This is a genomic window from Actinoplanes sp. NPDC051411 (assembly GCF_040682075.1).
GTDB lineage: Bacteria > Actinomycetota > Actinomycetes > Mycobacteriales > Micromonosporaceae > Actinoplanes.
Genome location: NZ_JBFBAD010000110.1, coordinates 18,820 through 32,404, shown reverse-complemented (window position 1 = coordinate 32,404; position 13,585 = coordinate 18,820). Strand labels below are relative to the sequence as shown.

Sequence of the window (13,585 nt, the reverse complement as noted above, 5' to 3'; positions counted from 1 at the left end):
CCCGCACTACTGTATCGGTGCCGCGCTGGCCCGCCTCGAACTCACCACAGCGCTACGGGCCCTCGGCCGCAGCATGCCCGACCTCGCCCGCGCCGTCTTCGGCGTGGCGACGGCGTAGCCGTGCCGCGCCATGTAGGCCAGCAGCCGGCAGACGTAGCGCGACGACAGGTCGGCCCGCAGGGTCCACGACGCGTTCGTGTAGCCGATGCAGTAGGCCAGGTTGGGCACGCCGTCGAGCATCAGCCCGCGGTAGGCGGTGCGCGATCCGATGTCGACCGGTTCGCCGTCCAGCGACACCTCGACGCCGCCGCACGGGATCAGCGAGAGCCCGGTCGCCGAGACGACGATGTCCGCCTCGAGCACCTCGCCCGACGCGAGCCGGATGCCCTCGGGGACGAAGGACGCGATCCGGTCGGTCACCACGGACGCCCGGCCCGACTTCACCGCCTCGTAGAGGTCCCCTTCCGGGAGCACGCAGAGCCGCTGGTCCCACGGATCGTAGACGGGGTTGAAGTGGCGGTCGACGTACTCCTCGTCGCCGAGCCGGCGCACGGCGACGGTCCGCAGCAGCTTCCGGGCGGTCTGGGGCCGCCGCCGGGCCAGTTGGTAGAACCCCTGGGACATCAGGACGTTCTTGGCCCGCACGACCCGGCTGGCGGCGGCGGGCGGCAGCACCCGTCGGGCCGCGTCGGCGATCGGGTCGCGCTGCGGCAGCACGGTCATGTAGGTGGGGGAGCGCTGCAGCATCGTCACGTGCGCGGCCGACGGGGCCAGCGCCGGCACCAGGGTCACCGCTGTCGCGCCGCTTCCGATCACGACGACGCGCTTGCCCGCGTAGGACAGATCGTCCGGCCAGAACTGGGGATGGACCAGCTGCCCGGCGAACGTCCCGACCCCCGGAAAGTCCGGCTGGTAGCCCTTCGCGTAGTCGTAGTAGCCCGTGCACGCGTACAGGAAGTCGCAGGAGAGCGCGGAGCCGTCGGCGAGCGTGAGGTTCCACCGGCGCCGGGCGGACGACCAGTCGGCGCCGGCCACCCGGGCGCCGAAGCGGATGTGCGGCGTGATGCCGCCCTCCTCGGCGGTCTCCACGATGTACCGCCGGATCTGCTCGCCCGACGCCAGCGACTTGTCCCCGCGCCAGGGCCGGAACGGATAGCCGAGCGTGAACATGTCGGAGTCCGAGCGCACCCCCGGGTAGCGGAACAGGTCCCACGTCCCGCCGATCGCGTCGCGTGCCTCGAGAATCGCGTAGCGGGTGCCCGGCCGCGCCTGCTGGAGCCGCCAGGCCGCGCCGATCCCGGACAGGCCGGCGCCGATGATGAGGACGTCGAAGTGTTCCGCCATGGCGTCAGTCTGGCCACCGGCGCGGCGGCGAGACTTGCCTTCGCGCGACACTGATTTACCCTGTGACGACATGGGAACCATGGTCCGGGCGGCCGGGCTACGCGGACTCCCCGGTCTGATCGACGCCCTGGGCGGCGACGGCCGGGCGCTGTTCGAACGCTTCGGCGCCGACGCGTCCGCGCCCGGCACCGACGACGCGGTGATCGAGTCGATGACGGCCGGCCTGATCCTCCAGGCCGCCGCGACCGAACTCGACTGCCCCGACCTCGGCCTGCGCCTGGCCGGACAGCAGAACATCAGCGTTCTCGGCCCACTGTCGCTGGCCATCGAGAGCTCGGACACCCTCGGCGAGGCCCTCGACTGCGCCACCCGCTTCCTGTTCGTGCACAGCCCGGCGCTCACCGTCGAACAGGTCGACGACCCGTCGGGCCGCCCCGGCGTCGTCGCCCTCCGCTACGGCAGCACCGAACTCGAGCCGATGCCGCCCCAGTCGGCCGACCTCGGCCTGGGCCTGCTGCACCGCAGCGTCGCCCTGCTGGCCGGCGGCCGCTACGGGCTGCGCTCGGTCCACCTGCCGCACCGGCCGCTCGCCCCGGTCGCCCGCTACACCGAGTTCTTCGGCGCCGACGTCCGCTTCGGCCAGGCCAGTGCCCTGCTCCGGGTGCCGCAGGCCCTCGCCGGCACCCCGACCGCGGGCGGCAACCGGATGCTCCACACCGCCGCCCTCGACTACCTGAGCAGTCATTATCCGGCGCCGTCGGTCTCCCTGGCGGCGCGGGTGGAGCGCCTGATCACCCAGGGCCTGGGCTCGGCCCCGGTCGACATCGCGGCGATCGCGCGGCACCTGCAGACCCATCCCCGCACCCTGCAACGAAGGCTTTCGGCGGAGGGCGCCGGCTTCGAGCAGATCCTCGATTCCGTACGCCGGGGCGCCGCGCACCGCCTCATCACCGGCACGTCGATCCCGTTCACGCAGATCACCGCCATGGTCGGCCTCACCGAGCAGTCCGCGCTGACCCGGGCCGTACGCCGCTGGTTCGGGCAATCCCCGCGCGATCTGCGGCGGGGCGCCTGATCGGCGGCTATCCTCAGCCGATGTTCTCGCCCCAAGGCCCCTCCCTGCGCGAACTGACCGTCCAGGCGCTCTCCTCGGTCGAGCACGGCTACGACCTGCTGGCCCCGAAGTTCGACTACACCCCGTTCCGCACCCCGGCCCGCATCCTCGAGGCGACCTCCTCGGCGCTCTCCGGCCTGGGACCGTTCGGCCGCGGCCTCGACGTCTGCTGCGGCACCGGCGCCGGGCTCGACGTGCTCGCGCCGCTGTGCCGCGAGGGCGTCACCGGCGTCGACTTCAGCTCCGGCATGCTGGCCGAGGCGCGGGCCGCCCACCCGCGCGCCGACCTGGTCCGGGCCGACGCGCGGGGGCTTCCGTTCGCCGGCGAGTTCGACCTGGCGGTCACGTTCGGCGCCCTCGGCCACTTCCTGCCGGCCGAGCGGCCGGCCGTCTTCGCGGGCGTCCACCGGGCGCTGAGGCCGGGCGGCCTGTTCGCCTTCCCGACCGTCGCTCCGCTGCCGCTCACCTCGGCCTGGTACTGGGCCGCGCTCGGCTTCGACGTGGCGATGCGCGTCCGCAACGCCCTCTGGCGGCCACCGTTCGTCATGTACTACCTGACCGCCGAGTTCGCCGACCTGCGGGCCGACCTGCTCGCGGCCGGCTTCACGGTCAGCGTCCGCCCGCTGCCGACCCTCGGCACCCGCCCGGACGGCACGCTCCGCTGCGGGCTGCTCCTCGCGCGCAAACCTCTTGTCTAGCAGCCGGTCGGTCTTCTCAGAAGCCGATCGGTTCGCGCAGGAGCAGGACCGTGGCCCGGCCCGGGCGGGGTTCGGCGTTCAGGACGAGCAGGCGGTTGACCGCGCTGGGCGCGCCGTACGCCTGCTGGGTGCGGGCCGACTCCAGCGGCAGCACGTGCTGGTCGATGCGGCGCAGGGCATCCTCGAGCGTGGGCACGATCTTCTGGGCGCCGACCACCCAGATCGCGCGGGCGGCGCCCCCGGCGTAGGCCGGCAACTGGCTGCCGCTGCCCGAGGCGGCCACCAGCGAACCGGTCTCGGTGACCGCGTTGACGCTGCCCACGACCACCTCGGGGCGGCCCAGCAGCTGCCGGTACTCGTCGGCCTGGGTGACCCGGTCCATGGCCAGCAGCCGCGGCCGCAGCGCTTTGTAGCGGCCGCTCGCGTTGATGTCCTGCTCGATGCCGGAGAGCCGCAGCGTCTCACTGGACGCCGTGAACACCTCGGCGCCCTCCGGGATCAGCTCGCCGACCCGGGCACGGGCGGCCGCCGCGTCGTCGAGGACCTCGGCCCGGAAGCCGTTGGCGGTCAGCGCGGTCGCCGCCACGTCGAGCCGCGGCCCGGGCGCGAAACCGCCCAGCGGCGTCGGGTCGAGGTAGCGGACCTCGTAGACCCGCTCGGCGAACCGCCAGCCGCCGGGCGTACGCCGGTAGCGGTCGTGGTAGATCGCGTAGTTCAGCCCCTGCCGCCCGTCGAGCATGCGGGCCAGCTCGTGGATGTACGCCCGCCCGGTCGCGACATCCCCGTCGAGCCGGATCGTGCCCGGGTGGTACGTCTGCACGAAGAAGTCCCACTGCTCCTGCAGCTTCTCGCCGCCCGCCCGGATCTCCTCCGGGCCGACGAACTCGACCGGGACGTTCGGCATGCGCAGCACACCGTCCTCGGTGAACAGTGCGGCCAGCCGGGCCCGGTCCCGCATCATGGCGCAGTCGGTGAACTCGCCCCGCAGCGCCTCGATCTCGACGCGGTCGGCGACAGCTTGCAGATCGGACATCGTTCCCCCTGAGGTTGTGGTCTCAGGGACTCCGACGACGGACCCCGGCGAAACGTCAGCCCGGATGGCGGCGACGTGTCGTTTCCGTGACCAAGTAGGGTCTCCGGCGTGAACGGCTCTCAGATTGTCAACCCGCCGCGGCGGTCGGCCAGTTCGATGACCGCCTCCGGCCACACCGGACGCTCGTGACCGCGGTGCTGGAGCGGCCGGCGGTCCCCGTCGCCACCCGTCGGGCCGTCACGTGGCGGCAGGTGTTCCGCAACTCCGTGGTCGTACCGCTGGTGGTCACCGCGCCGGTGATCGGCGTCGGCCTGATCGGCGACCACCGGTACAACGTCTTCTGGCACGGCGCCACCGTGCAGTCGCGCCCGTGGGAGCTGGTCACCGAGAACCTGCGGACCGTGCCGATGTACATCAGCTTCGGCAACTTCCGCCCGCTCGGCCGGATGCTGGAGTGGGCGGTCGACGCCCTCGCGTTCTCCCTGGCCGAGGTCCTGCACGTGCCGGTCACGGTCACCCTCCACCTGCTCAGCGCGCTCGCCGCCGGGGTGCTCGTCGCGGCGATCGTGCTGCTGGCGCAGGCGCTCACCGCCAAGGGGCCGCTGTTCGCCGAGCCGCCGTCCCGCACGGTGGCCCTGCTGCCGTTCCTGGCCGGCACCGGACTGACCGCGGCCGGGGCGGTCAGCACCACGGTCCTGTTCGGCGGCCTCTACTTCCTGTCCACCGCGCTGGTGCTGGCGGTGGTCGCCTGGATCTGCCGGGAACCCCGGTCGGTGACCCTGGTGGTCGCGGCCGGCGCGGTCCTCGCGGTCACGAACGAGATGGCGGCGCTCGCGCCGCCGCTGGCCACGGTCGCGGTCCTGGCGCGCGGCGCCCGCCGCCGCCCGGCCGTGCTGCTCTGGCTCGGCTTCCTGCCGATCTTCCTTCCCGTACGCGTGCTGATCTGGGCGGCCTGCCGCGGCGGCGGCTGCTACCGCAACTCGGAGCTGGTGCTCGGACGGCCCGCGATCGAGACCGTGCCGAACCGGCTCACCGCCTGGCTGCCCCCGTTGCAGTGGTATTCGGCGCTCCACGGCGGCGGCCGGCTCAACCTGCTGGTGGTCGGCGTCGCGGTGGTGCTGCTCGGCGTGGCGGCCGTGGGACTGTTCGCCCGGCTGCCCGCGGCGCCGCGACTCGACCGCCGGCAGGCGGTGACGCTGGTGGTGACCGGCGCGGCCGCGCTGCTGCTCGGCACGGCGCTGGGATCGGTCAACGTGCAGCCCCAGGAGATGGCCGCGTCCGGCAGCTGGGGCGCCGGCTGGCGGGACAGCCCGCTCACGCTGGCCGGCGGCGCCCTGCTGACGGCCGGCCTGCTGGCGCTGGTCGCCGGCGCGGTCGTGTCCCGGGCAGCGCTCGCCGTGCTGGTCGTGACCGGCGCGGTCTCCACCGCGGCGTCGCACGCCTTCACACTGAACGAGGACCAGGGCCCGACCGCCGTGGTCACCGCCGAGATCTCCGACGAGGTGGCCCACTTCGACAAGTCCCCGGCCGGCGACGCCCGCCGGTGCGACCTGCTGGCCCAGTTCGGCGCCCTCACCCGCCATTCGGGCTACTCCCACATCGCCGTCGGCGAGTTGCCGCAGACCCACAGCACCCTGGACCGAATGCGCGTAACCGCCGACATGGCCACCCAGGAGATGTACGGCCGCCCGTTCTGCCGAACCGCCGGCTGACCACACGACAGCCCTCGGCGCATCTCCACCACCCCGAGGGCACCGTGGCTCAGCCGCCCCCACTCCCAAGCGACCCGCCGACACCCGCCTTCGCTTCCGCCAGTGACCACGCACCGTCAACTCATCGGATTGCCGGGCAAAGGGTCCTGGACGACAAAGTCTCAGCAATTCCCTGGACCGGATAAAAACCATTTCCCGACGCTTTCCGAAGGCGCGGCATTGCGCCTTCGACAATCGTTCCGCCATCACGGCACCGGGTAATCCTGATCGATTCCGGTCCCGCCGGTGTGCCAGACCCGGCTGATGTTCCCGGCGGCGTGATGTTCCCGGCCGCGGGTGGTGCTCCCGGTCGCGGAGCTGCCTCGCCGGAGGAGGGCGCCCGCGGCGGTGGTGGTGCTCCCGGGCCGGCGGTGGCGCTCCGCCGCTGGTTCGCACCAACCGGCTCGCCCGACCGAACCGGCAGGGCCGACCGGGAGGACCTGCCCGACCCGGTCGGCGCGACGCCCCAGCTCGGCGGAGCCACCCGATCGGAGGCGCTATGCAGTCTGCCGGCCGCCGCGATCGAACCGTGTCGGCCTGCCGCCGCGATCGAACCGTGTCTGCCTGCCATCGGGATCGAACGGCGTCTGCCCGCCGGGATCCGTCCGTGGCGACCTGTCCTTGCCGTCTGAGTGGTGCGCCATCAGCCCGCTCGCAACGTTCGACCCGATCAACCGCGCTGGCCCGGTCAACAAATCGACCTCGACCAGCGAATATCTTCCGATCAGCGAGTGCGGCCTGATCGGCGGCTGTGGCTTGATCAGTCAATGCGGCGTGGTCGCCGGGTGCGGCCAGGTCGGCCGGTGCGGCGTGTTCGGCGGCTGCGGCCCGGTCGACCGGTGCGGCGTGGTCGCCGGCTGCGGCGTGGTCGCCGGGTGCGGCATGGTCGGCCGGTGCGGCGTGGTCGCCGGCTGCGGCGTGGTCGCCGGGTGCGGCATGGTCGGCCGGTGCAGCGTGGTCGCCGGGTGCGGCATGGTCGGCCGATGCGGCCTGATCGACGGCGGCGGTGGTTGCAGCAGACCCGGTTTCGTCGGCCGGACCGACCTCGCCGCTGTCAGCGCCGCCGAGCCCTCGACCGCAAGTACCGTTTCCGCTCGAAGCCTCAACGGTCACCCACTCCGCGTCGGCCGACCGGCCCGGCGGCTCTGATGCCTGACAGTTGCCGGTGCGGTCGGCCGGCGCGACGACGTCACCGTAGAGACGCAGGTTCATCGCCCGGCGGCCGTGACGCTGCCGTAAACCCCATTCGCGGTGCCTTTCGTGCTCCCGGCGAAACTGATCAGCCTCGGGCGAATAATTGCGCGACGCTGTTCGGTCTCGCCAGGAGGCCACCTGCGACCGGGAGAAGAACTCGAGCTGCGCCATGAGCTATTTTCCCGCATTCAGACAGCGAAATGTCAGCCCTACCGGCGTGTCGTTCATGCCAATCCTGTGCCGTAAAAGGCCTCAGGACCGCAGCCATTGAGATCGAAGGCGCCGACCCGGCAGACTCACAAATCAGGGGCCACCGTCGTCGTATGGGGGTGAGCGCAATCATGGAAGAGCGACCGCAGCTGCTCAACCTCGCCTACCGGATGCTCGGCACGCTGGTCGAGGCGGAGGACGCGGTTCAGGAGGCGTACGCCCGCTGGTATGCGATGTCACCCGAGCGGCAGGAGGTCGTCGCGTCGCCGGGGGCCTGGCTGACCACGACGACCAGCCGCATCTGTCTCGACCTGCTCGGCTCGGCCCGGGTGCGGCGCGAACGGTACGTGGGGGAGTGGATCCCGGAGCCGGTGCCCGACCGGGGGGACGCGTCCGACCCGGCCGAGCGGATCACGCTCGACGAGTCGATCAGCATCGCGTTCCTGGTCATGCTCGAGTCGATGACCCCGCCCCAGCGCGTCGCGTTCATCCTTCACGACGTCTACCGCTACTCGTTCGACGAGGTCGCGGACATTGTGGGGCGTACGCCCGCGGCCTGCCGCCAGCTCGCCTCGTCGGCCCGCCGGCGGGTTCGCGAGGCGCCGGCGCCGGTCGCGCCGGCCCGGCAGGCCGAGGTCGTGCGCGACTTCCGGCAGGCGTGGATGGCCCAGGACATCGAGTCGCTGATCGGCCTGCTCGACCCGGACGTGGTGGCCATCGCGGACGGCGGCGGCCGGGCGCTGGCGTTCCGCGACCCGGTCGAGGGCGGGGAGAACGTCGCCCGCCTGCTGGTCTGGCTGGCCGGCCGCATCCCGGCCGGCCTGCGGATCCAGGAGAGTACGGTCAACGGCCGGCCCGGCCTCATCGCCCAGCTGGACGGCGTCACCAACTCGGTCTACGCCTTCGAGGTCGCCGGCGACCGCGTCACCCGCCTCTGGATCATCCGCAACCCCGAGAAGCTGACCCTCTGGGCCGGCTGACGGAGAGGCCGGCTGACGGAGAGGCCGGCTGACGGAGAGGCCGGCTGACGAACGGGCCGGCTGACGAACGGGCCGGCTAACTGAACCAGGGCGGGGTTCCGGCGCCGGAGAGGCGGACGCCGCCCCAGGGGTCGGGCTCGCTCACCCGTACGGAAATCGGCGGCCCGCCGGGCAGTGCGAGGGTCGCCGAGCGCAAGCCGGCCGTCACCTGGTCGTGCAGTGACCGCGACGGCCCGGTGCGGCCCGCCCAGCGGAAGCGGCCCTCCAGCGGCTCGAACCGGGCCGACAGCCGGACCTCGACCGCGACACCCTGCAGCGTCGCCGGTCCTCGATATTCGAGGTCACCCATGGCCCGTCTCCTCCCGGTAGGCCGCCAGGCCGCCCGGCACGTCGGCCGCCTGCCGGATGCCGGAGACGCCGCTCCACAGGAAGGTGGTCAGGTAGTCGCCGAGGGCCTCGCGGCTGATCGGCTGCTGTTGGCGCAGCCACCAGTCGCCGACCGACTGCACGTAGCCGACCACGCCGTAGGCCCAGGGGAGCGCGGCGCCCGAGTCGAGGCCGCGGGCGCGCAGCCGGTCGCCGAAGATGCGGGCCAGGCCGCTCGCGACCGTGTCGACGACGTCGGCCACGACGTCGCGGCCGCGGGCGATGTCGGGCTGGTGGACCACGAACTGGTAGAGGTTGGTGTCGGCGGCGATGTGGGCCAGGTAGGCGTCGATGGCGGCGGCGATCGCCGCCCGCTCTTCCCGTACGGACGCGACCGCCGGAGTGATCGCGTCGAGCACCATGCCCGCCGCCTGCTGGCCGACCGCGAGCCAGAGTTGCGACTTGTCGGCGTAGTAGCGGTAGAGCACGGGCTTGCTGACGCCGGCGTGGGCGGCGATCGCGTCCATGCCGACCTCGGGCCCGAGGTGGCGGATCGCGTCGATGGCGGCCGTGGTCAGCTCGGCCCGGCGCTGCTCGCGGTGGCCGGCCCATCGCCCCTTGCGCCCGTCGGGGTTCGGATTCATGCTACTAGAAGTAACTGTTACTTCGGGTAACGTCAAGGAGCTGACCCATGACGGCCGACCGCCTGCTCCGTGCCTCCGCTGAACACTCCTACGACCCCGACGTCGAGATCGACTGGGACGCCCCGCTCGCCGGCGACCTGTACTTCGTGCCCCCGCACCGGTCCAGCCTCTACGGCACCGCGCTCTGGGACGGCCTCTCGCAGGAGCAGCGGATCACGCTGACCCGGCACGAGGTGGCGAGCATCGCCGGGCTCGGCATCTGGTTCGAGACGATCCTCATGCAACTGTTGATCCGCTCGTACTACCGGCAGGACCCGACCGCGGCCCCGTCCCAGTACGCCCTGACCGAGGTCGCCGACGAGTGCCGCCACTCGGTGATGTTCGGCCGCATGATCGCCAAACTCGGCACCCCGGTCTACCGCCCGGACGGCGTCGACGCGGCCCTCGGCAGGTGGATCGCGGCCACCGGCACCGGCCCCCGCATGTACGCGGCGATCCTCATCTGCGAGGAGATCCTCGACACGCTGCAGCGCGAGGCGATGGCCTGCGAGCAGGTGCAGCCCCTGGTACGCATGGTGTCGCGCGTCCACGTCGTCGAGGAGGCCCGGCACGTCCGCTTCGCCCGCGACGAGCTCGCCGGCGAGGTCCGCTCGGCCGGCCGGGCGCGGCTCGCCTTCGACCGGGTCGTGATCGGGCGGGCCGCCTACCTGTGCGGCACCCGGCTGATCCACCCCGGCGTCTACCGTTCGGTCGGCATCGATCCGGCCGCCGGGCGCCGGGCGGCCTGGAGTAATCCGCATCACCGGGCGACCCTGCGGTGGGCCGGGGAGCGGGTCGTGAGCTACCTCTCCGACCTGGGACTCGTCTCCGGACCCTTGTGGAGAATGTCCGGGTTGCTCCCGCTTCATTCATAGCCGCCCATCCGATGGGTCGGCCCCTATCGGCCGGACGGACGGTGGGTGTTTCCCGCGCGGCGTGCGAAAGTCTTGGCCGAGTCTGCTGCCCCCGGCGGGCTCGGGGAGGATCAGGACCGATGGACGACGCCCTGCGGGCCTACGGAGCCGGCCACGCCGACGGTCTCACCGGCGCCGCCGACGAGGGCCGCCTGGCCGACCCCGACTACCGCACCGGGCTGAGCGACGGGCAGCTGGCCAAGTTCGAGGACGAGCTGGTCGCGGCCATCAAACGGGCGCTCGGCGGTGACCCGCGGTGAACACGATGGACGACGAGCTGATGGCCTACAACCTGGGCCGCGCCGACGGCGGCGCCGGCCGCCGCGACACCACCCGGGCCGACGACCCGCACACCGGCGCCGACTACCGGATGGGCTTCCTCGACGGGCGCATCGAGGTCTTCCAGATGCTCGCCCAGGTCCGCAAGTTCCTCGACGACGGCCGCTAGAAGATTTCGGTCGCGGCCCTTCGACCGGCCGGTCACCGCCGGTCTGTCGCTCGGCCGGCCGGCGGCTCAGCGCCGCTCGGCCACCCTGCCGCTCGGCCACCCTGCCGCTCGGCCACCCTGCCGCTCGGCCACCCTGCCGCTCGGCCACCCTGCCGCTCGGCCACCCTGCCGCTCGGCCACCCTCCCGCTTGGCCGGCCGCTTGGCGCGGGCTGCGCGAAGCGCGGCTAGCCTTTGCCTCGTGAGCCGCGACCGTGACGTGGGCGCCTTCGACCGGCGCGCCTCGACCTATGACGACGGCCCGCTCGGCCGGTGGCACCAGGAGATCGTCTCCGGGGTGGCCTCGATCGCCCGCTCGGCCCGCCCGTCGCCGGCCCGCACGCTCGACGTCGGCTGCGGCACGGGCGCGTTGCTGTCCGAACTCGGCGGATTCCGCACCGGGATCGACGCGGCGCCCGCGATGGTCCGGCGAGCTGCCGCGCGGCTCGGTCCCGGGGTTCCCGTCCTTCCCGGGTACGCCGAGTGCCTCCCCTTTCGCGCCGGCGCGTTCGACCTGGTCGTGAGCAGCATGTCCTTCGACCACTGGGCCGACCAGGGCCGCGGCCTCGCCGAGTGCGCCCGGGTGCTCGCGCCGGGCGGGGTCCTGGTTCTGGCCGACGTGTGCGCCGCCTGGCTGTGGCCGGCCACTTTGGGGGGCCGCGCGCGTACCCGGAAGAAGCTCGGCCACCTCCTGGCCGCAGCCGGCCTCGCGGCCCGGTCGTGGCACCGCCTCGGCCCGTTCGTCTCGGTTGTGGAGGCCGGTTGAGGGCCCGGCGTCGACAGCCTTGGCCGAAGCGCATGAGCGGCCGGTGTCGGCCCGCCTCGACCACTTCGGGTGGGGCGGTTCGGGGCAGCCGGCGTTGACGGCCTTCGGGTCAAGCGGTTCAGGCCGTGCGGCGTCGACGGCTCGGGTGAAGCGGCTCAGGGCCGCGGCGGGCCGGCGTCGACGACCTTCAGGGAGAGTCCCAGGGAGTCGAGCCAGAACAGTGACTCCAGCCACCACGTCATGCCGGCCTCGGCCAGGCCGGCCACGTCGGCCTGCTGGGGCTCGCCCCAGGCCGGGCTCGCGTTGCCCCGGACGACGATGTCGAACGGGCGGTCCCGCGGCATCCGGGCGGCCAGCTCCCGCACGTCGCCCGGCGTCAGGGTGTGCTCGCCCGGGTTGGGGAAGATGCCGTCGGCGCGGGCCGCGCGTTCGAGGACGCGGGGGTGGCCGGTCGAGCTGGCGATCCAGATCGGGAGCGGGTGGGGTTCGGGGTCGGTCGCGTCGAGGCGGGCCCGGTAGTGCTCGCCCTCGTGGCGGATCTGTTCGCCGGCCCAGACGCGCCGGATCAGGTCCAGGCCCTCGTCGAGCCGGGCCGACCGGCGGCGCCCGCTCGTCTGTTCGCCGAAGCCGGAGAAGTCGCCGGTATCGTCGCTGCCCAGGCCGGCGCCGAGGACCAGCCGGCCGCCCGAGAGCCGGCTGACCGTGGCGGCCTGGCGGGCGACGATCCACGGGCGGCGGCGGGGCAGCGGGGTGACCATCGGGCCGAGCAGGAGGCGCCCGGTCACCTGGGTCATCGCGGCCAGGGTGCTCCAGGTGTCGGCGATCGGGCTGCGCGCGCCGGTGACGTGGTCCCAGAGGAACACGCCGTCCCAGCCCGCCGCCTCGGCGCGGCGGGCCAGTTCGACGAGGTCGCGCGGGTTACCGAGCGGCCCGAACGGTGGCAGGTAGAGGCCGTAGCGAACGGTCATGGATCCTCCGGGGGGACGCCGGCCCGGGCCGGTGGTGGCCCGGTCAGTGCGATCCTAGGGGAGCCTCAGCTCACTCCCACCGTCTGCCGGTCGGCTTCGACGACCGCGACGACCCGCTGCTGGGACCGGTCGTAGGGCTGCCCGATGTACTTCATCGCCATCCGGTCGATGATCTCCCACGCCTCGTCGCCGTCGAGCCACTCGACGACGTGGCCCCGCACGATCACGGGCAGGAACGGATTGTCGACCGCGGTCAGTGACAGCGCCACCCGCGGGTCGCGCCGCAGGTTGCGGGCCTTGCGGGACTGCGGCCCGGTCAGGAACACGATCTGGTCGCCGCGGGTGCCGACCCAGAGCGGGACGCTGTGCGGCGACCCGTCGGGGAGGACCGTGGCCAGGTGGGCGACGGCGGTGCTGTCGAGGTGGGCGCGGATCCGGGGGTCGAGCATCGTTTTCTCCTCAGCGTTCGACTGCTCAGCGTTCGACTGCGTAGTGCAGGTGGGTGACGCCCGGCGCCGGGACGGCCTCGATCAGGCGCAGGCGGATGTGGCGGGGGAGTGCGCGGAAGAACGGCCGGCCCTCGCCGAGCAGGACCGGCACCTGGTGCAGGATCAGCTCGTCGACCAGACCGCTCGCGAGGGCCGCCGTCACGGCGCCGCCGCCCTGGAGGCCGACGTCTTTGCCCTCCGCCTGGGCCCGGGCGGTCGCGATCGCGTCGGCGATGCCGCTGGTGACCAGCGTCTGCCGTTCGCCGACCTCGGCCGGCCGGTGGCTGAGCACGACCAGTGGGGCCGTCGGGTGCGGGCTGCCGCCGCCGAACCCCTCCGAGTCGTCGAAGGTGTTGCGCCCGGCGACCACGGCCCCGATCCGCCCGGCGAGCGCGTCGAACACCCGCGCGCTGGGCGCGCTCAGCCGGAACCCGTCGAAGACCCGGCTGGGCGTGTCGCCGTTGAAATACCAGTCGAAGAGCGTGCCGCCGTCGCCGAGCCCGCGGCCGGCTCCCGGATCGCGTCCGGTGATGTAGCCGTCGACCGACACCGAGAGTGCGCAGATCACTGTGCTCATGCGACCGACCGTAG

16 protein-coding genes are annotated in these 13,585 nt (G+C 73.1%); 9 read left to right on the top strand and 7 right to left on the bottom strand.

Translation table 11 applies throughout. The features are described from left to right. Positions 1 to 6: 6 nt before the first annotated feature. Positions 7 to 1,344: an NAD(P)/FAD-dependent oxidoreductase gene (locus AB0M88_RS40590; protein WP_364111269.1), complete on the bottom strand. Its 1,338-nt coding sequence runs from the start codon at positions 1,342 to 1,344 to the stop codon at positions 7 to 9. A gap of 70 nt (positions 1,345 to 1,414) precedes the next feature. Between AB0M88_RS40590 and AB0M88_RS40585 the strand changes: the two genes are divergently transcribed. Together AB0M88_RS40585 and AB0M88_RS40580 are read left to right on the top strand one after the other, a co-directional pair. Continuing rightward, positions 1,415 to 2,419 (top strand): AraC family transcriptional regulator, encoded by a 1,005-nt coding sequence (locus AB0M88_RS40585; protein ID WP_364111267.1) that lies wholly within the window; start codon positions 1,415 to 1,417, stop codon positions 2,417 to 2,419. A 20-nt stretch (positions 2,420 to 2,439) separates the two neighbouring features. Further along, positions 2,440 to 3,156, top strand: a complete 717-nt coding sequence (locus AB0M88_RS40580; protein ID WP_364111265.1) for a class I SAM-dependent methyltransferase — start codon at positions 2,440 to 2,442, stop codon at positions 3,154 to 3,156. 16 nt (positions 3,157 to 3,172) lie between these two features. On the opposite strand, the gene AB0M88_RS40575 is transcribed toward AB0M88_RS40580, so the two are convergent. Next, positions 3,173 to 4,189 carry an LUD domain-containing protein gene (locus AB0M88_RS40575; protein ID WP_364111263.1) on the bottom strand — a complete coding sequence of 339 codons (1,017 nt, stop codon included), beginning with the start codon at positions 4,187 to 4,189 and terminating at the stop codon, positions 3,173 to 3,175. A 185-nt stretch (positions 4,190 to 4,374) separates the two neighbouring features. On the opposite strand from AB0M88_RS40575, the gene AB0M88_RS40570 reads away from it, so the two are divergent. The 3 genes from AB0M88_RS40570 (at position 4,375) to sigJ (ending at position 8,324) form a co-directional block, all read left to right on the top strand. Continuing rightward, positions 4,375 to 5,901 carry a hypothetical protein gene (locus AB0M88_RS40570; RefSeq protein ID WP_364111261.1) on the top strand — a complete coding sequence of 509 codons (1,527 nt, stop codon included), beginning with the start codon at positions 4,375 to 4,377 and terminating at the stop codon, positions 5,899 to 5,901. Positions 5,902 to 6,561: 660 nt separating this feature from the next. Continuing rightward, positions 6,562 to 7,089, top strand: a complete 528-nt coding sequence (locus AB0M88_RS40565) for a hypothetical protein (RefSeq protein ID WP_364111259.1) — start codon at positions 6,562 to 6,564, stop codon at positions 7,087 to 7,089. 386 nt (positions 7,090 to 7,475) lie between these two features. Continuing rightward, a complete protein-coding gene (gene sigJ, locus AB0M88_RS40560; RefSeq protein WP_364111257.1) occupies positions 7,476 to 8,324 on the top strand; it encodes an RNA polymerase sigma factor SigJ in 849 nt (282 codons plus the stop codon). A gap of 76 nt (positions 8,325 to 8,400) precedes the next feature. Here sigJ and AB0M88_RS40555 read toward each other — a convergent pair whose 3' ends face one another. Next, the gene (locus AB0M88_RS40555; protein ID WP_364111255.1) at positions 8,401 to 8,673 is read right to left on the bottom strand and encodes a DUF4873 domain-containing protein; all 273 of its coding nucleotides are present in this window, start codon (positions 8,671 to 8,673) and stop codon (positions 8,401 to 8,403) included. Further along, the gene (locus tag AB0M88_RS40550; protein ID WP_364111253.1) at positions 8,666 to 9,334 is read right to left on the bottom strand and encodes a TetR/AcrR family transcriptional regulator; all 669 of its coding nucleotides are present in this window, start codon (positions 9,332 to 9,334) and stop codon (positions 8,666 to 8,668) included. The genes AB0M88_RS40555 and AB0M88_RS40550 overlap by 8 nt, the downstream gene beginning before the upstream one ends. Positions 9,335 to 9,381: 47 nt before the next feature. Here AB0M88_RS40550 and AB0M88_RS40545 point away from each other — a divergent pair, with 47 nt between their 5' ends. From AB0M88_RS40545 to AB0M88_RS40530, 4 genes are all read left to right on the top strand, one after another. Beyond that, a complete protein-coding gene (locus tag AB0M88_RS40545; RefSeq protein ID WP_364111251.1) occupies positions 9,382 to 10,248 on the top strand; it encodes a diiron oxygenase in 867 nt (288 codons plus the stop codon). 119 nt (positions 10,249 to 10,367) lie between these two features. Beyond that, positions 10,368 to 10,547, top strand: coding sequence for a hypothetical protein (locus AB0M88_RS40540; RefSeq protein ID WP_364111249.1), 180 nt, complete (start codon positions 10,368 to 10,370; stop codon positions 10,545 to 10,547). Between the two features lie 5 nt (positions 10,548 to 10,552). Next, positions 10,553 to 10,735 carry a hypothetical protein gene (locus AB0M88_RS40535; RefSeq protein ID WP_364111273.1) on the top strand — a complete coding sequence of 61 codons (183 nt, stop codon included), beginning with the start codon at positions 10,553 to 10,555 and terminating at the stop codon, positions 10,733 to 10,735. 239 nt (positions 10,736 to 10,974) lie between these two features. Further along, positions 10,975 to 11,538, top strand: coding sequence for a class I SAM-dependent methyltransferase (locus tag AB0M88_RS40530; protein ID WP_364111247.1), 564 nt, complete (start codon positions 10,975 to 10,977; stop codon positions 11,536 to 11,538). Between the two features lie 155 nt (positions 11,539 to 11,693). Here the strand turns inward: AB0M88_RS40530 and AB0M88_RS40525 are convergent, their stop codons facing one another. The 3 genes from AB0M88_RS40525 to AB0M88_RS40515 all read right to left on the bottom strand — a co-directional run bounded on the left by AB0M88_RS40525 (position 11,694) and on the right by AB0M88_RS40515 (position 13,571). After that, complete coding sequence (locus AB0M88_RS40525) at positions 11,694 to 12,506, bottom strand: LLM class flavin-dependent oxidoreductase (protein WP_364111245.1); 813 nt, start codon at positions 12,504 to 12,506, stop codon at positions 11,694 to 11,696. A gap of 65 nt (positions 12,507 to 12,571) precedes the next feature. Further along, positions 12,572 to 12,955 (bottom strand): TIGR03618 family F420-dependent PPOX class oxidoreductase, encoded by a 384-nt coding sequence (locus AB0M88_RS40520; RefSeq protein ID WP_364111243.1) that lies wholly within the window; start codon positions 12,953 to 12,955, stop codon positions 12,572 to 12,574. A gap of 25 nt (positions 12,956 to 12,980) precedes the next feature. Beyond that, positions 12,981 to 13,571, bottom strand: a complete 591-nt coding sequence (locus AB0M88_RS40515; protein ID WP_364111241.1) for a dihydrofolate reductase family protein — start codon at positions 13,569 to 13,571, stop codon at positions 12,981 to 12,983. Positions 13,572 to 13,585 lie beyond the last annotated feature (14 nt).

What these genes read in the sequence shown, in the direction of transcription:
- AB0M88_RS40590 (WP_364111269.1), bottom strand. Translation starts at nt 1,344, where the DNA reads ATGGCGGAACACTTCGACGTCCTCATCATCGGCGCCGGCCTGTCCGGG.
- AB0M88_RS40585 (WP_364111267.1), top strand. Translation starts at nt 1,415, where the DNA reads ATGGGAACCATGGTCCGGGCGGCCGGGCTACGCGGACTCCCCGGTCTG.
- AB0M88_RS40580 (WP_364111265.1), top strand. Translation starts at nt 2,440, where the DNA reads ATGTTCTCGCCCCAAGGCCCCTCCCTGCGCGAACTGACCGTCCAGGCG.
- AB0M88_RS40575 (WP_364111263.1), bottom strand. Translation starts at nt 4,189, where the DNA reads ATGTCCGATCTGCAAGCTGTCGCCGACCGCGTCGAGATCGAGGCGCTG.
- sigJ (WP_364111257.1), top strand. Translation starts at nt 7,476, where the DNA reads ATGGAAGAGCGACCGCAGCTGCTCAACCTCGCCTACCGGATGCTCGGC.
- AB0M88_RS40555 (WP_364111255.1), bottom strand. Translation starts at nt 8,673, where the DNA reads ATGGGTGACCTCGAATATCGAGGACCGGCGACGCTGCAGGGTGTCGCG.
- AB0M88_RS40550 (WP_364111253.1), bottom strand. Translation starts at nt 9,334, where the DNA reads ATGAATCCGAACCCCGACGGGCGCAAGGGGCGATGGGCCGGCCACCGC.
- AB0M88_RS40545 (WP_364111251.1), top strand. Translation starts at nt 9,382, where the DNA reads ATGACGGCCGACCGCCTGCTCCGTGCCTCCGCTGAACACTCCTACGAC.
- AB0M88_RS40540 (WP_364111249.1), top strand. Translation starts at nt 10,368, where the DNA reads ATGGACGACGCCCTGCGGGCCTACGGAGCCGGCCACGCCGACGGTCTC.
- AB0M88_RS40535 (WP_364111273.1), top strand. Translation starts at nt 10,553, where the DNA reads ATGGACGACGAGCTGATGGCCTACAACCTGGGCCGCGCCGACGGCGGC.
- AB0M88_RS40525 (WP_364111245.1), bottom strand. Translation starts at nt 12,506, where the DNA reads ATGACCGTTCGCTACGGCCTCTACCTGCCACCGTTCGGGCCGCTCGGT.
- AB0M88_RS40520 (WP_364111243.1), bottom strand. Translation starts at nt 12,955, where the DNA reads ATGCTCGACCCCCGGATCCGCGCCCACCTCGACAGCACCGCCGTCGCC.
- AB0M88_RS40515 (WP_364111241.1), bottom strand. Translation starts at nt 13,571, where the DNA reads ATGAGCACAGTGATCTGCGCACTCTCGGTGTCGGTCGACGGCTACATC.